Annotated in this window: 14 protein-coding genes; all 14 read right to left on the reverse strand. The window is 70.9% G+C overall.

Translation table 11 applies throughout. The features are described 5' to 3' along the window. Positions 1-78: 78 nt before the first annotated feature. Complete coding sequence (locus tag C4V41_RS25635) at positions 79-1,221, reverse strand: GNAT family N-acetyltransferase (RefSeq protein WP_235030374.1); 1,143 nt, start codon at positions 1,219-1,221, stop codon at positions 79-81. Positions 1,222-1,250: 29 nt separating this feature from the next. Beyond that, a complete protein-coding gene (locus C4V41_RS25640) occupies positions 1,251-3,044 on the reverse strand; it encodes a carbohydrate ABC transporter permease (protein WP_146103782.1) in 1,794 nt (597 codons plus the stop codon). Between the two features lie 172 nt (positions 3,045-3,216). Further along, on the reverse strand, positions 3,217-3,972 hold the full coding sequence (locus C4V41_RS25645) for a YebC/PmpR family DNA-binding transcriptional regulator (RefSeq protein ID WP_103958493.1): 756 nt from the start codon (positions 3,970-3,972) through the stop codon (positions 3,217-3,219). Positions 3,973-3,975: 3 nt separating this feature from the next. Then, complete coding sequence (gene pdxT / locus C4V41_RS25650; RefSeq protein ID WP_103958494.1) at positions 3,976-4,590, reverse strand: pyridoxal 5'-phosphate synthase glutaminase subunit PdxT; 615 nt, start codon at positions 4,588-4,590, stop codon at positions 3,976-3,978. Positions 4,591-4,617: 27 nt separating this feature from the next. After that, the gene (locus C4V41_RS25655) at positions 4,618-5,463 is read right to left on the reverse strand and encodes an endonuclease/exonuclease/phosphatase family protein (RefSeq protein ID WP_103958495.1); all 846 of its coding nucleotides are present in this window, start codon (positions 5,461-5,463) and stop codon (positions 4,618-4,620) included. A gap of 14 nt (positions 5,464-5,477) precedes the next feature. Further along, entirely contained in the window at positions 5,478-6,677 is a 1,200-nt protein-coding gene (locus C4V41_RS25660) for an MFS transporter (protein WP_103958496.1), read from the reverse strand. A 14-nt stretch (positions 6,678-6,691) separates the two neighbouring features. Beyond that, positions 6,692-7,114, reverse strand: coding sequence for a MarR family winged helix-turn-helix transcriptional regulator (locus tag C4V41_RS25665; protein ID WP_103958497.1), 423 nt, complete (start codon positions 7,112-7,114; stop codon positions 6,692-6,694). A 77-nt stretch (positions 7,115-7,191) separates the two neighbouring features. Beyond that, entirely contained in the window at positions 7,192-8,874 is a 1,683-nt protein-coding gene (locus tag C4V41_RS25670) for an alkaline phosphatase D family protein (RefSeq protein ID WP_200824225.1), read from the reverse strand. 331 nt (positions 8,875-9,205) lie between these two features. After that, positions 9,206-10,114: a pyridoxal 5'-phosphate synthase lyase subunit PdxS gene (gene pdxS, locus C4V41_RS25675; protein ID WP_200824226.1), complete on the reverse strand. Its 909-nt coding sequence runs from the start codon at positions 10,112-10,114 to the stop codon at positions 9,206-9,208. 124 nt (positions 10,115-10,238) lie between these two features. Continuing rightward, entirely contained in the window at positions 10,239-11,255 is a 1,017-nt protein-coding gene (locus C4V41_RS25680) for a DUF3048 domain-containing protein (RefSeq protein ID WP_235030375.1), read from the reverse strand. Positions 11,256-11,317: 62 nt separating this feature from the next. Next, entirely contained in the window at positions 11,318-11,848 is a 531-nt protein-coding gene (locus C4V41_RS62000) for a hypothetical protein (RefSeq protein ID WP_200824256.1), read from the reverse strand. A gap of 8 nt (positions 11,849-11,856) precedes the next feature. Further along, positions 11,857-12,987: a glycosyltransferase family 4 protein gene (locus C4V41_RS25690; RefSeq protein WP_103958502.1), complete on the reverse strand. Its 1,131-nt coding sequence runs from the start codon at positions 12,985-12,987 to the stop codon at positions 11,857-11,859. Then, the gene (locus C4V41_RS25695) at positions 12,984-13,892 is read right to left on the reverse strand and encodes a phosphatidylinositol mannoside acyltransferase (protein WP_103958503.1); all 909 of its coding nucleotides are present in this window, start codon (positions 13,890-13,892) and stop codon (positions 12,984-12,986) included. Before C4V41_RS25695 ends, C4V41_RS25690 begins: the two co-directional genes overlap by 4 nt. Then, the gene (gene pgsA / locus C4V41_RS25700) at positions 13,889-14,542 is read right to left on the reverse strand and encodes a phosphatidylinositol phosphate synthase (RefSeq protein ID WP_103958504.1); all 654 of its coding nucleotides are present in this window, start codon (positions 14,540-14,542) and stop codon (positions 13,889-13,891) included. The genes C4V41_RS25695 and pgsA overlap by 4 nt, the downstream gene beginning before the upstream one ends. Positions 14,543-14,557: the final 15 nt, after the last annotated feature.

The raw sequence follows: 14,557 nt of genomic DNA on the forward strand, positions 1-14,557 counted from the left end.
CGCCCTCCGGATCGGTGACCGTACCCTGGAAAGCGCCCATCGGACGCACGGCCGCGCCGTCCGCGGCCCGGATGCCGGTCAGAAGTAATCCAGCATGTACGGCTTCGCCGCGAAAGCCGTGTCCAGGGCCTCGTCGTAGCGCTCGTCCCCGGACATGAGCCCGGTGAGCCGGAGCGTCGCCGCCGGAATCCCGGCGTACAGGGCGGAGAAGCCGTTCACCGAGAGCGTGACCCCGGCCCCCTCCACGGGCGTGGCGGCGCCCGAGCCGCCTCCGAACTCCAGCCGCCACGTGCCCGAACCCTGGATCGGGTCCTCCACGGTCACGACCGCCTCGCACCCCACCTGCTCCGGATAGCCTCTGCGTTCCACGGCGGCGGCCACGTCCAGCACCCTGAACATCCACCGCCGCTGCAGGACCTGCTCCGTCGACCGCTCGCGCAGCAGCCACAGCACCGGGTCGTCCGGCGCCACGGAGGCGATGACGTCGCGGGCGATCGAGGAGGCGCTGCCCACCATCGACCACAGCGCCCGCAGGCTCTCCCCGGAGGCGGCGACGACGTTCTCGACCTCCATGTCCTCGCCCTTCCACCGGTAGATGACGTATCCGTCGTCGGCCAGGTAGAGGAAGTCGTCCGGGTTGCCGAGCCAGAGCCGCCAGGTCTGCTCGTCCCAGGAGACGGGGCCGCTGGAACGGGCCGCGCCGTGCACGCGGTGCAGCACCGACACGATCTCGGAGGCGTCGTCCGGGCCCATCCTGCGCAGCTTGACCGGCCCTGACGACCGGATCCGGCGCAGCGCCTCGGCGGGGATGCGCACGTTGTACTGGGCGCCGGCGTGCTCGTAGCCGAGCCCGCGATAGATGGCGGTGGTGGCCGGATAGAGCGCGGAGATCGCGTCGCCGAGCGCCACGCCGCGCTCGATGACGGCCCGCATGATGCCGCTGCCGACGCCGCGCCCGCGGTCCTCCGGGCTGACGGTGACGCCCGCGATTCCGGCCATCGGCTGCGGCCTGCCGTGCCACCACTGCGTGAACCGGCGCAGCCGCGCCGCGGCGGCCAGCCTGCCGTCGTCGAACGCCCCCAGATACCGGCCCTCGCCGAGCACGGGGATCACCGCGGCGCGCCATCTCTCCACATCGGCCGCGGACAGCGGGCCGAAGGCGCGCTTGCGGAGGTCAAGGGTGGCGTCGAGGTCTTCAGGAGTCAGGTCGCGAATTTCCACAAGGAGCCAATTTATTCAGCGTGCGCACGTCATCGCGAACCCTTTGTGGCGATGGCGAGCCGGTCGAGGTAGAACACCTGGGCCGCGACGAGAGCGGCCAGGGCGATGGCGACGACGACCACGGGCGTGGTGGCGCCGACGTCGATCGCCTGGGAGCTGAAGCCGTTGAGCTGGGCGACCTGGGCCACGGGTGCGGTGTACAGGCCGGGCTTCTGTACGACGAGCATCGGCCACAGCAGGTCGTGGGCGTTCACCAGGGTGACGGCGCCGGCGAGGATGCCAGCCATGGGGAGGGACGGGACGAACACGCCGCCGAAGAAGTCACGGCCCGCGCGCTCGGCCAGGCCCTTGCAGAGCAGCGTGAGCACCAGCAGGGCGGGGACGCTGACCAGGAGGGGCGGGAAGAGGGCCAGGAAGGAGTCGATGAGGCCGAGGTTGCGGACGTTCTGCCAGTTCGCGTTGCCGAGCGGTCCCGCGCCGACGAACAGCCAGGGCGCGAACGCCAGCAGCAGCCACTCACTGCCGCGGCCGAGCGGGCGCAGACCGCCGATGCCGAGGGCCGCCAGGTACGCGACGCCGACCGAGACCAGCGCTCCGGCCAGGGCGGGCACCCAGGTGTTCATGTGCACGCGCAGGCTGCCGGCCGGGCTCCCGGGCGAGGCGAGCACCCCGTCGATCCACGGCCACGCGCACAGCAGCCCGGCCCCGGTGAAGACCACCAACGCCACCACGCCCACGACCACTCCGACAGGCCCGGCCGACCCCCTGCGGGCCGCGCCGGGCGAGCCGGAGGAGGAGACCGGTGCGGGCCCTTCGGCCGGCGCGCCCGGCGCGGCCCACGAGCCGGACGCGTCTTCGGCGGGGCGCGGGCCCGGGATGCCGGCCGCGGGCCAGGACCCGGCCGGCCCACTCGCGGTCGCGGAACCCTTAGGCCCCTCGAAGGGGGAAGGGCCGGCGCCATGCGGGCCCGTCTCGGTGCGGGAGGTCAGGGTGATGCGCAGGCGGGAGGCCGCCGCGATGACCGTGGCGATGATGCCCAGCGCGCCGAGGATCACCCCCGTGAGGACCGCGATGGACGCCCCAGGGCCCAACTGGGCCATTCTGAAGGCGTAGTCGTACTGCAGGCCCGCGAGCGTCTCTGTGGACCGCTCAGGGCCGCCCCGGGTGAGCACCATGCCGACGGAGAACGACTGCAGCCCCACGGCGACCGTGGCGAGCACGACGAGGGCCCCGACGGCGAGCATGGCGGGCGCGACGGTGCCGCCGCGCAGGGCGGGCAGGAAGGCGATCACCGCCAGCGCGCACACCACCCCGAACGTGGCCGCCGCGACGATCAGCCGGAGCGTTCCAGGGGCGGTGGCGGGCTCGCGCAGCCCTTCGGCCAGGGAGGTGATCCCCGAGGCGTCGGACATCAGGCCCCGCATCCAGGCGGCCGCGACGCCCACCGGCGAGAACGTGACGATGGCCAGGGACAGGACGACGTATCCGGCCCGGCGCGGCCAGGTGCCCGCCCGGTCGAGCGCCAGGGCCAGCAGGGGGCCCGCGATCACGGCCACCAGCAGCGGGATCAGGGTGAGGGAGAGGGTGAACCCCAGGGCCCGCCAGAACTCGTCCTCGCCGAACAGGTCGGTGTAGTTGTCCGCCCCCACGTATGCGCTCGCCCGCATGACGCCGCCGCTCTGGAAACTGAGCCAGATCGTCTGGACGGTCGGCAGCACCAGCGAGATCAGGGTGCCGAGCAGCGCGGGCACGGCCAGCAACCAGCCGAGCGCCCGCGAGAACGCCTGAGGCGGGGCAGGGAAAGCGGGGGTGGGGGAAGTCACGTCGCCCGACCCTACGCTGCCCCGGCCCTCTCGCGCACGCTTAGAACAAGCCGGAAGGTCACGGAATGAACGCGAAAGTGTACGCGGAGCGAGCGCGGCCGTTTTCGTGCGCCGCGACCGCCGGGCCGCACGTCCAGGAGAACGCGGAGCCCGGCCGCGGCCGCAGCGGTGGCTATTCGGCGTCGAGGCCGGCCAGGACGTCGTCGCTGACGTCGAAGTTGGCGAAGACGTTCTGGACGTCGTCGCTGTCCTCCAGCGCGTCGATGAGCCGGAAGACCTTCTTGGCCCCGTCTTCGTCCAGCGGCACGCTCATCGTCGGCAGGAAGCTCGACTCGGCCGAGTCGTAGTCGATGCCCGACTCCTGCAGCGCCTTGCGCACCGGCACCAGGTCACCGGCCTCGGAGACGACCTCGAAGGAGTCGCCCAGGTCGTTGACCTCCTCGGCGCCCGCGTCGAGCACGGCCATCAGCACGGTGTCCTCGTCGAGCCCGTTCTTGGGCACGAGCACGACGCCCTTGCGGTTGAACATGTAGGACACGGACCCGGGGTCGGCCAGCGAGCCGCCGTTGCGGGTCAGCGCCACGCGCACCTCGGAGGCCGCGCGGTTGCGGTTGTCGGTGAGGCACTCGATGAGCACCGCGACGCCGCCGGGCGCGTAGCCCTCGTACATGATGGTCTGCCAGTCGGCGCCGCCCGCCTCCAGGCCGCCGCCGCGCTTGCGGGCCCGCTCGATGTTGTCGTTGGGCACCGAGTTCTTCTTCGCCTTGAAGATGGCGTCGAAGAGGGTGGGGTTGGCGTCCGGGTCAGGGCCACCGGTCCGGGCCGCCACTTCGATGTTCTTGATGAGCTTGGCGAACAGCTTGCCGCGCTTGGCGTCGAGCGCGGCCTTCTTGTGCTTCGTCGTCGCCCATTTGGAGTGGCCGGACATTACCTAGAGCTCCCTCACCATGTCTACGAAGTATCGGTGCACGCGTACGTCCCCGGTGAGCTCGGGATGGAACGACGTAGCGAGCAACGGCCCTTGACGGACCGCGACGATCCTATCCCCAGGCTCGCACCGGCCCAGCACGGTGACGTCCGCGCCGAGCGATTCGACCCAGGGCGCGCGGATGAAGACGGCGTGCACCCTCTCCCCCGCGAAGTCCAGGTCGGACTCGAAGGAGTCGACCTGCCGGCCGAACGCGTTGCGCCTGACCACCATGTCGATGCCGCCGATGGTCTGCTGGCCGGCGACGCCGTCCTCGATCCTGTCGGCCAGCATGATCATGCCGGCGCAGGAGCCGTAGGCGGGCAGGCCCTCCTTGATCCGCATGCGCAGCGGCTGGAGCATGTCGAAGGTCTCGGCGAGCTTCCACATCGTGGTCGACTCCCCGCCGGGGATGACCAGGCCGTCGATCGCGTCCAGCTCGGCGGGCCTGCGTACGGCGACGGCCGAGGCTCCTGCCTCCTGAAGCATGCGCGCATGCTCGCGCACGTCTCCTTGGAGAGCGAGTACACCGATCGTGGGCACAGCCGATCCTTCCGTCCGGGTCAGGGTTCCGACCATTCAACACCAGGATGGCCTGGCATCTTCCTAGAAGGCCACCTTGATGTAGACGGGCTTGTGATCGGAAAGGGTGACGTCGCGTTCGACGTGACAGCGCCGCACGGTGCCCTTGGGGGCGAACAGGTAGTCGAGCTTCCTGCCCTCGCGGGTCCACCCTCCGGTACGCCGCGCGCCCCGCTGGCCGCACTCCTGGTACGCCCGGTAGAGCGGGGCCACCGCGCGGCGCCCGGCGGCGCTGCCGTAACCGCTGTCGGGCGGGGCGACGTTGAGGTCGCCACCGACGATCGTCCGGTATCCGGGCCTGGCGGCCACCTCCAGCAGCCGCCGGAGCTGCCTGGTGCGGTAGGGAGCGCCCGGCCGGCGGTCGTCGTAGCCGTTGCCCGAGGACAGGTGGGTGCCGCAGGCGCGTACCTTCCTGGCGGGGATGGTGGCGCAGATGGCGGCGCGCCGGACGTACCAGGGCGGGGCGGGCAGCGGGTGCGTCTCGAACGTGGCCGTGTCGCCCATCACGGCCACCGCGATGCTCTGCGCGCCGCGCGGGCGGCCGAGGCGGTCGGGGTGGCAGGCGTACGGCTTTCCGCCGGCGCCGGTCAGGCCCCACGAGCCGACCGACCAGGGGCGGCCGGTGCGCCGTTCGAGCCACAGCTCCAGCGTGCCGGTCGCGCCCGTGCAGAACTCCTGCAGGAAGATCACGCCGGGCTTGATCGGCTGGTCGAGCGCGTACCGGCCGATGTTCTCGGCCAGTTCGAGCGGTGTCGCGCGGTAGAAGCGGCAGTCGGAGTTGGTGCCGGTGCAGACGTTCCACGTCATGACCGACAGCTCCGACGGCGCGACGAGAAGACTCGCCGCGAGCAGCAGCGCGTGTCCCACCATGGTGGGACATCCAATCACAGGGGCACGGGCTCGGCGTCGCGCAACGTGTGGCCGGCGTCCACGCGGGACAGGGAGCGCAGGTGGTGGCGCCGGGTGTACAGGATGGCCATGCCGATCAGGCAGCACACGGCCCCGAGCGCGTACGGCACCGCGACCCCGATCTCCTCACCCAGCTTGGTCGCGATGAACGGCGCCAGCGCCCCGCCCATCCAGCGCACGAAGTTGTAACCCGCCGAGGCCACGGGCCTGGGCGCGTCGGAGACCTCCATGGCCGCCTCGGTGAAGACGGTGTTGTTGAGCCCGATGGGGATGCCCGACAGCACGGTGAACACGATGACACCCCCATGTCCTGACAGCGCGATGCCGATCTGGAGGACGGCGAGCAGGGCCAGGGACAGGTGCAGGACGTTCACCGAACCGAGCCTGCGCCGCAGCGGCGGCGCCCCGAAGACCGAGGCCAGCGCCACACAGACGCCCCAGCCGAAGAAGACCGAGCCGATGCCGTACGGGGACATGTGCAGGATGAACGGGGTGAAGGCCAGGATCGTGAAGAACGCGAAGTTGTAGAACAGCGCGGTGAAGGCGGTCGTGGACAGGCCGCCGTGGGCGAGTGCCCTGATGGGGGCGCTGAGGCGGGTCTTGACGGCCGGCTTGGGCGCGGTCCTGAGCAGGGTGGCGATCAGCACGAAGCCGGCCGCCATGAGCGTGGCGGTGCCGAAGAAGGGGGCCCGCCAGTTCCAGTCGCCGAGCAGCGCGCCGACGAGGGGTCCGGCGGAGATGCCCAGGCCGAGCGCGGCCTCGTACAGGATGATCGCCGACTCCGCCCCGCCGCTGGCCGCCCCGACGATGACGGCCAGCGCGGTCGCCACGAACAGGGCGTTGCCGAGGCCCCAGCCGGCGCGGAAGCCGACGAGCTCGGCGACGCTGGAGGAGGTGCCGGCCAGCGCGGCGAACACCACCACCAGCGCCAGCCCGGCCAGCAGCGTGCGCTTGCCACCGATGCGGCTGGACACCCAGCCGGTGATCAGCATGGCCACCGCGGTCACCAGGAAGTAGCTGGTGAACAGCAGCGACACCTCGCTCGGGGTGGCGCGCAGCCCCTGGGCGATGGAGGGCAGGATGGGGTCGACCAGCCCGATGCCCATGAAGGCCACGACCGCGGCGAAGGCGGTGGCCCAGACGGACGTGGGCTGGCGGAGAACGCCGGTCGACATGGATGCTCCTAACGCTACGAGCGGCCGAGCTTCGCCAGCACGGGCAGGGCGGCCGCTAGTGTGGCGCGCTCGTCGTCGGTGAGCGCGGCCAGTTCCCGGGTGAGGTGGCCGATCCTGGCCTGGCGTACGGCGCGCAGCCGGTCGCGGCCCTCGCCGGTGAGCTCGACCGTCCTGACCCGGGCGTCGGCGGGGTCGGAGCCGCGCGCGACGAGGCCCGCGTCCTCCAGCCGGTTGATCTGGACGGTCATCGTGGGCAGTTGCACGGCGTGCTCCTCGGCCAGCTCGGTCATGCGGCGCGGGGCGCCTTCGAGCGAGCCGAGCACGGCGTACTGCTGGCTGGTGACGGGCTGACCGGCGACGGTGCGCCTGAGCAGGAGGACCAGGTGCCGCAGCACCGAGGAGACCTGTTCGGCCAGGTGAGTGGGATCGTCCCTCATACTTAGCCCAACTAACTTAGCCTGGCTAATATTCCGTCCGGAAAAAGGGGCCGGCACAGGCCGGCCCCTTTGAGGAGCTACGGACGCTCGGTCTCCAGGCGGACGGTCTCCTCCACCGTCATCTGCTGGGCGGCGCGGAGGGCCGGGTCCATCGGGCGCAGGTACGTCTGCTGCACGCCGGGCACCTGGTCCTCGATGACGAACGTGGCCCTGGTGTAGACCCCGGCGCCGGGGGTCTGGACCTGGGGCACGACCTTGAAGTCGGCCGTCATCTGGTCGCGCTCGATCTTCGTCAGCACGTATCCGCGCTGGTTGTTGTAGAACTTGAGGTGCGGGTTGATCGTCAGGAACGGGTGCTTCGCCGGGTCGGAGTCGGCGCCGTTGCCGCCCGTCGAGATCGACGTCGCCACCAGCTCCGCGCCCACCGACGGCCCGGTCGGGTCGTCGTAGTCGAGCTTGAGGTCGCTGGCCCAGTGCGCGTGCACGTCGCCGGTCAGCACCACCGGGTTGCGGACGTCGGCGTCGATCCAGCCCTGGGTGATGCGCCGGCGGGAGGCCACGTAGCCGTCCCAGGCGTCCATCGAGGTGACCTTGGCGGGCCCGGCGTTGTTGTCACGCTGGGCGAAGAAGACCTGCTGGCCCAGGACGTCCCACTGCGCCCGCGACTTGCGGAAACCGTCCAGGAGCCACGACTCCTGCTCGGCTCCCGTGATCGAGCGCGCCGGGTCCACCGCGGCCGGGCAGTCGCGGTAGCCGTCGCCGCAGCCCTGGTCGTCGCGGTACTGGCGGGTGTCGAGCATGTGGAACGTGGCCATCTGGCCCCACCGGATGCGCCGGTAGAGCTGCATGTCGATGCCGCGCGGGATCGAGGTGCGGCGCAGCGGCATGTTCTCGTAGTAGGCGCGGAAGGCCGCCTCGCGGCGGGCGCGGAAGTTCGGCTGGGGCACCTCGGGCTTCTCCGGCACCTCGTCGGCCCAGTTGTTGTCCAGCTCGTGGTCGTCCCACACGACCAGCCAGGGGGCGGCGGCGTGCGCGGCCTGGAGGTCGGGGTCGGCCTTGTACTGGGCGTGGCGCTGGCGGTAGTTGGCCAGCGTCTCGGTCTCGGGGCCGTCGTGGTGGCGGACGTTGCCGCCGGGGATGGTGTAGGTGTTCTTGGTGTACTCGTACTGGTAGTCGCCCAGGTGCAGGATCAGGTCGGGGTTCTCCTCGGCCAGGCGGCGGTACGAGGTGAAGTAGCCGTGCTCGTACTGGGCGCAGGAGACGAAGGCCATGGCCAGGCCGCCGCCGTACGACAGGGGGTGCGGGGCGGTGCGGGCGCGGCCGATCGCGGAGACGTACGGGCCGACGCGGAAGCGGTACCAGTAGTCGCGGTCGGAGCGCAGGCCGTCGACCTCGACATGGACGCTGTGGCCCCATTCGGGCGCGGCGACGGAGACGCCACTGTGAACGACGCGGCGGCCGCCCTCGTCGGCGTAGATCTGCCACTGGACGGTGAACGGCGTCTGGGGCATGCCGCCGAGCCCGTCCTCGGCGAGCGGCTGCTGGGCCAGCCTGGTCCACAGCACGAAGCCCTCGTGGTCGGGGTCGCCGGAGGCGACGCCGAGCGTGAACGGGTCGCTGCGCAGCCCCTTCCCGGCCAGGTCACGGCCGGTCTCCGCGGGGGGCTCCGGGTCGGCGTAGGCGGCGGTGGCGGGAATCGCGGCGCCGGCTCCCGCCGCTAACCCGGTGACGAGGAAGTGCCGGCGGTTCAGCTTGGACACGTGTGACTCCTGGGACGTGCGAGGGTGAGGGACGCCCGTAGCCTGACTGAAGATCATGACTACCTGGTGAACACCACACAACACGAAAAAGGCGACATCCTTCGCGGATGCCGCCTTTTTCGGCAATTATTGCCGTCACATTGTGGCGCCCCCACCAGGCGAGGCTCGTTGCTCCTCGCCTGCCGAAAGCGATCTTCTCACGCGCTCAAGCCTGTGACCTGCAGCGACGCGCCGCGCACGTGCTGAATCGCCTGAGGGCGGCCGATCTGCCCACCTGCCCCTCCTTCATGAGGATCCGCCAAAGTCGGGCGGAGAGGGCCGGCGGGAGGGACTACCAGCCGCGCTCGGCCAGGCGGTGCGGCTGGGCGATCTCGTCGACGTTGATGCCGACCATGGCCTCACCCAGGCCGCGGGAGACCTTGGCGATGACGTCGGGGTCGTCGTAGAACGTGGTGGCCTTGACGATGGCCGCGGCGCGCTTGGCCGGGTCGCCCGACTTGAAGATGCCCGAGCCCACGAACACGCCCTCGGCGCCGAGCTGCATCATCATCGCGGCGTCGGCCGGGGTCGCGATGCCGCCGGCGGTGAACAGCACGACGGGCAGCTTGCCGGTCTTGGCGACCTCGACGACGAGGTCGTAGGGGGCCTGCAGCTCCTTGGCGGCGACGTAGAGCTCGTCCTCGGGCAGCGAGCCGAGGCGCTTGAGCTCGGCGCGGATCGTGCGCATGTGGGTGACGGCGTTGGAGACGTCGCCGGTGCCGGCCTCGCCCTTGGAGCGGATCATGGCCGCGCCCTCGGTGATGCGGCGCAGCGCCTCGCCCAGGTTGGTCGCCCCGCACACGAAGGGCACGGTGAACTGCCACTTGTCGATGTGGTTGGCGTAGTCGGCCGGGGTCAGCACCTCCGACTCGTCCACGTAGTCGACGCCCAGCGACTGCAGCACCTTGGCCTCGACGAAGTGACCGATGCGGGCCTTGGCCATGACGGGGATCGACACGGCGGCGACGATGCCGTCGATCATGTCGGGGTCGCTCATCCTGGAGACGCCGCCCTGGGCGCGGATGTCGGCGGGCACCCGCTCGAGGGCCATGACGGCGACGGCGCCGGCGTCCTCGGCGATCTTGGCCTGGTCGGGCGTGACGACGTCCATGATGACGCCGCCCTTGAGCATCTCGGCCATGCCGCGCTTGACGCGGGCGGTTCCGGTGACGGGGGTGCTCTCTGGCGTGCTGCTGGACACGGTCGACCTCACGGGGCTCTCACGGCGGTTCGGTAAGTTATCAAGCCCATCGTAGGTCCTGAAGGACCCCTCCCCCGACATGCCAAGATGTCAGGATCAGCCCCCATATTCGTACAGGACGGCGCTACGGGATGACGGGCTTGCGGCTGGCGAGAGCGACCCAGACCTGGCCGGGCGCGAAGTTCATCGGCTCGCCGCTCTCCGTGGTGAACGTCGTACCGGAGTCCTCTGATTCCCGTTCCCACTTCGCCTTGAAAGCTTTACCGTCGCGCAGCACGATCGCCGACCCCTTGCCCGTGGTGTGCACGAGCGGCGTGTAGCTGTCGTTCTTGTCGTGGAACTCCGAGCGCTCGGTCTTGGTGTACTGGACGACGATCGTGGGAGCGCCGAGCTGCCCGCCCTCGGCGGCCATGTCCTTCTTGCCGTCCTGCCAGATCATCCACTGCTTCTTCTCCTCCGACCAGGCGAAGGTGAAGCGCGCCGCGGGCCATTTGACGCTGTACGACTTGCGCTCGACCCCGCCCTCGGCCGGGGCGTCGCCGAAGGTGAAGCCGATGTCCTTGGCCTTGGTCGCCTTGGGCGCCTTCGACAGCAGTTGCTTGGTGTTGGCGAACAGGTTGTAGGGGGCGAAACGGCCGGGCTGACGGAAGTAGGCCCCCGGGTTGCGCGTGTCGCCCACGTCGAACAGCGACGCCTCCGCGATGAACGGCAGCATCTTGGTCTGCGCGCCCGAGTAGGAGAAGGCCGGCTTGCCGAACTGCGGCGCGATGTGCAGGTCGGAGATGCGGGCGCTGCGGACCGGGCCGACCTTGGCGGGCAGCTTGGAGGAGAAGATGGCCATGATCCGGGTCAGACCGGCCTCCACCTGCTCGACGTAGACGATGTCCGCGCTCTTGAGCCCCAGCTGCGGCTTGCCGGCCGCGGTGTTCTCGATCTTGACGGCCAGCACCGGCCTGAGCGACCCGTACGGCTTGCCGGTGAACGGATGGGCGTTGACCTCCTCGGCCGGCGCCTCGCTCGGCGCCGCCGTGGTGGCCTGCGGAGCCTGGCCCGCGGCCGGCTCGTCCGAGGAACAGCCCGCGACGGGCAGCAGCACGGCCGCTCCGGCCAGCCAGAACGTCATCATCCGGGGTAGCCGCACCTGTAACTCTCCTCGCTTCAGCCCAGAAACGGAGAGAAGCTTACTGGCTCTCCCAAATCAGGTCATTCAGTTGCCATAGTCGCAGGCGGATTGTCATCAATCTCGAAGAATTGCGGATATTCGGTGTGCCCGGCCAGGCGCAGGGTCCTGGCCAGCCAGCGGCGCTGGGCCGTACGGGTGACGCCGACGGCGTTGTTGTAGAAGCGGCGCGAGTAGACCACCTTGGCCACCGCCGCGTCGAGCTCCTCCAGCAGGTCGGGCCCGCCGGCCGCCTCCGACAGCTTCTCCCTGAACCGCTCCTGGTCCACCGCCGCCCGCAGCGCCCCCGACAGGTCGCTCTCGGCGTGCTCGCGCTCCTCGGGCCCGGCCATCCTGGCCTCGTGGGCCGCGGCGGCCAGCACCAGGGAGGTGGCCGGGTCGAGCAGCCGCGAGCCGGCCAGCTCCAGCACCACCGCCCGGCGCCGCATCAGCGCGGCGTCCAGCGACTCCTGGGCCAGCTCCAGCCGGATGTGCAGCCGGTCGAGCCGGCCCGCGCGCCAGGAGACGTAGACGGCCATGAGCACGACGACGATGCCCACGATCAGCACGATCATGGTCGATGTCACAGGTCTTCCTCCACGCGCCCCGCGCCGCTCGTGGTCACCGTCTCGTAGACGCGCACGACGTCTCTGGCGACCGTGGACCAGTCGTACTTCCTGACCGCCACCAGCGCCTCCGCCGCCAGCTTGGCCCGGCGCTCGGGCGCGTCGAGCAGCGCGGTGGCCTCGCGCGCCAGCGAGGCCGGGTCGCCGTTGGTGAACAGCGCGCCCGCCTGCCCCTCGCCCAGCACCCTGCGGAAGGCGGGGATGTCGCTGGCCAGCACGGTCGCCCCGGAGGCCATGGCCTCGGCCAGCACGATGCCGAAGCTCTCGCCGCGCGTGTTGGGCGCGCAGAACACGTCGACCGAGTGGTAGGCGCGGATCTTGTCGGCCTCGCTCACCATGCCCAGCACGGTCACCCGGCCGTGGTAGGGCTTGCGCACCTTCTCGTAGACGTCCTTGGCGTCGCCGGGCCCGGCGAGCAGCAGCTTCACGTCGGGCCGCGCCTCGGCGAGCCTGTTGAACGCGTCGAGCAGGATCGGCAGGCCCTTGCGCTCCTCGTCCATCCGCCCCAGGAAGCCGATCGTGGTCCCGTCGGGCCCCCAGCCGTCGAGCGGCTCGGCCTCGGTGTAGCGGGCGACGGTGACGCCGTTGGGGATCAGCACCATGTCGCCGCCGAACTGCTCGACCAGGCTCTTGCGGGCCGCGTCGGAGACCGCGATGCGGCCGCTCAGCTTCTCCAGCGCGCTGCGCAGCAGCGGCTCGGCCACCGCGATCGCCCGCGAGCGCTTGAACGAGGCGTGGAACGTGGCCACGATCGGCCCCTTGGCCGCCCAGCAGGCCAGCACGCCCAGGCTCGGGATCAGCGGCTCGTGGATGTGCAGCACGTCGAAGTCGCCCGTACGCACCCAGCGCCGCACCCGCGCGGCCGAGATGAACCCGAACGACATCCTGGCCACCGACCCGTTGTACGGCACCGGAATCGCCCTGCCCGCGCTCGTCACGTAGGGGGGCAGTTCCTCGTCGTCGGCCGCCGGAGCGATCACCGACACGTCGTGGTCCTGCGCGATGAGCGCCTGGGCGAGATCGTCGATGTGCTGCCTGACGCCGCCGGGCATGTCCCAGGAGTAGGGACACACGATGCCGACCCTCATCGTGGCAGGTCTTCCAGCCAGAGCCGCTGCAGCATGTGCCAGTCCTCCGGATGCTCGGCGATGCCCTTCTCGAACACGTCGGCCAGGCCCTGCGCCACGGCCGCCACCTTCTCCTGCCGGGTGCCCTCCGCGGGGACGGGGACCTCCTCGTGGATGTGGACGGCCCAGTCGTCGCCCACGTTGTAGAGGATGGCCGGCAGCAGGGCCGCCCCGGTCTGCACGGCCAGCAGCGGCGGCCCGGCGGGCACCTTGGTCGTCGCGCCGAAGAACCGCACCTCGATGCCGCCCTTGGTCAGGTCGCGCTCGGCGGGCAGGCAGACGACGCCGCCCTTGCGCACCCGGGTGGCCAGGGTGCCGAAGTTGTGCCCGTCGCCCCCGGTCAGCGGCAGGACCTCCATGCCGAGCCCCTCGCGGAAGGCGACGTAGCGGCGGAACAGCGACTCGGGCTTGAGCCGCTCGGCCACGGTCGTGAACGGGTGACCCACGCCCACCAGCCACGCGCCCGCCTGGTCCCAGTTGCCCATGTGCGGCAGCGCCAAGACCACGCCCCGCCCGGCCGCCACGTTGTCGTGCACGTGCTCGGCGCCGATGGTGTGGGAGCGGCGCACGATCTCCTCGGTGCTCATCGACGGCAGCCGGAAGATCTCGTGGAAGTAGCGGAAGTACGAGCGCAGCCCCGCCTTGCTGAGCTCGCGCAGCTCCGGGCTCCCGGCGCTGAGGCCTGTCACCCTCGCCAGGTTGGACTCCAGCCGGAGCACCGACTTGCCACGCCTGCTCCAGACCCGGTCGGCCAGGAAGCGGAAGACCGCGGCCGTCGGGCGCTCGGGCAGTTTCGGAACGAGCGTCCAGCCTGCCGCGAAGCCCGCGGCCACCACCCGGTCCCCGAACGACGCCTTCTCGCTCATCTCTCCCTCGTCTGCTCGTCCGCACCTTGCTGTTGCCGCGTCTGCTGATACACGGTCATGACGCGCTGCCCCACGGTGATCACGCTGGCAAGCGCGAGCAGCCACATGCCCCCGGCCAGCACGTACGGCACCCCGAGCCCCGCCAGGAAGGCCGCGACCAGCGCCACGACGAGCCGCTCCGGCCGCTCGGCCAGCCCCACGTCGGCCGTGAGCCCGAGCCCTTCGGCCCTGGCCTTGGCGTAGGAGACCAGAGCGCCCGCGATCAGGCACACCAGTGTCACCGCGGCCATCAGCGTGTCGCCTCCGGCGATGAAATACAAGATCAGGCCGGCGAAGATGGCGGCGTCGGCCACCCGGTCGAGCGTCGAGTCGAGGAAGGCCCCCCAGGTGCTGCCCCCCTTGCCACCGAGCCGGGCCACCAGGCCGTCGAGCAGGTCGAACAGCACGAAGACGGTGATGACGAGGGCGCCCCAGGTGAGCTGCCCCAACGGGAAGAAGAGCAGGGCCGACACGACGGTGCCGAGGGTGCCGATCGCCGTGACGACGTTCGGGCCGATCCCGCGGCCGACGAGAGCCCTGCCCAGCGGGGTGAGTATCCGGGTCATGGCCGGGCGCAGGAGTTTGAGCATCGCCGTCCGATCGTAGGCCATGACGCAACTGACAAC

It is taken from the genome of Nonomuraea solani, assembly GCF_900108335.1.
Taxonomy (GTDB): domain Bacteria; phylum Actinomycetota; class Actinomycetes; order Streptosporangiales; family Streptosporangiaceae; genus Nonomuraea; species Nonomuraea solani.

Excerpts from the sequence above, each read along its gene's own strand:
- pdxT (WP_103958494.1), bottom strand. The coding sequence starts at position 4,590 with ATGGTCGGAACCCTGACCCGGACGGAAGGATCGGCTGTGCCCACGATC.
- C4V41_RS62000 (WP_200824256.1), bottom strand. The coding sequence starts at position 11,848 with ATGATCGTGCTGATCGTGGGCATCGTCGTCGTGCTCATGGCCGTCTAC.
- C4V41_RS25665 (WP_103958497.1), bottom strand. The coding sequence starts at position 7,114 with ATGAGGGACGATCCCACTCACCTGGCCGAACAGGTCTCCTCGGTGCTG.
- pgsA (WP_103958504.1), bottom strand. The coding sequence starts at position 14,542 with ATGGCCTACGATCGGACGGCGATGCTCAAACTCCTGCGCCCGGCCATG.
- C4V41_RS25660 (WP_103958496.1), bottom strand. The coding sequence starts at position 6,677 with ATGTCGACCGGCGTTCTCCGCCAGCCCACGTCCGTCTGGGCCACCGCC.
- C4V41_RS25690 (WP_103958502.1), bottom strand. The coding sequence starts at position 12,987 with ATGAGGGTCGGCATCGTGTGTCCCTACTCCTGGGACATGCCCGGCGGC.
- C4V41_RS25655 (WP_103958495.1), bottom strand. The coding sequence starts at position 5,463 with ATGGTGGGACACGCGCTGCTGCTCGCGGCGAGTCTTCTCGTCGCGCCG.
- C4V41_RS25645 (WP_103958493.1), bottom strand. The coding sequence starts at position 3,972 with ATGTCCGGCCACTCCAAATGGGCGACGACGAAGCACAAGAAGGCCGCG.
- C4V41_RS25695 (WP_103958503.1), bottom strand. The coding sequence starts at position 13,892 with ATGAGCGAGAAGGCGTCGTTCGGGGACCGGGTGGTGGCCGCGGGCTTC.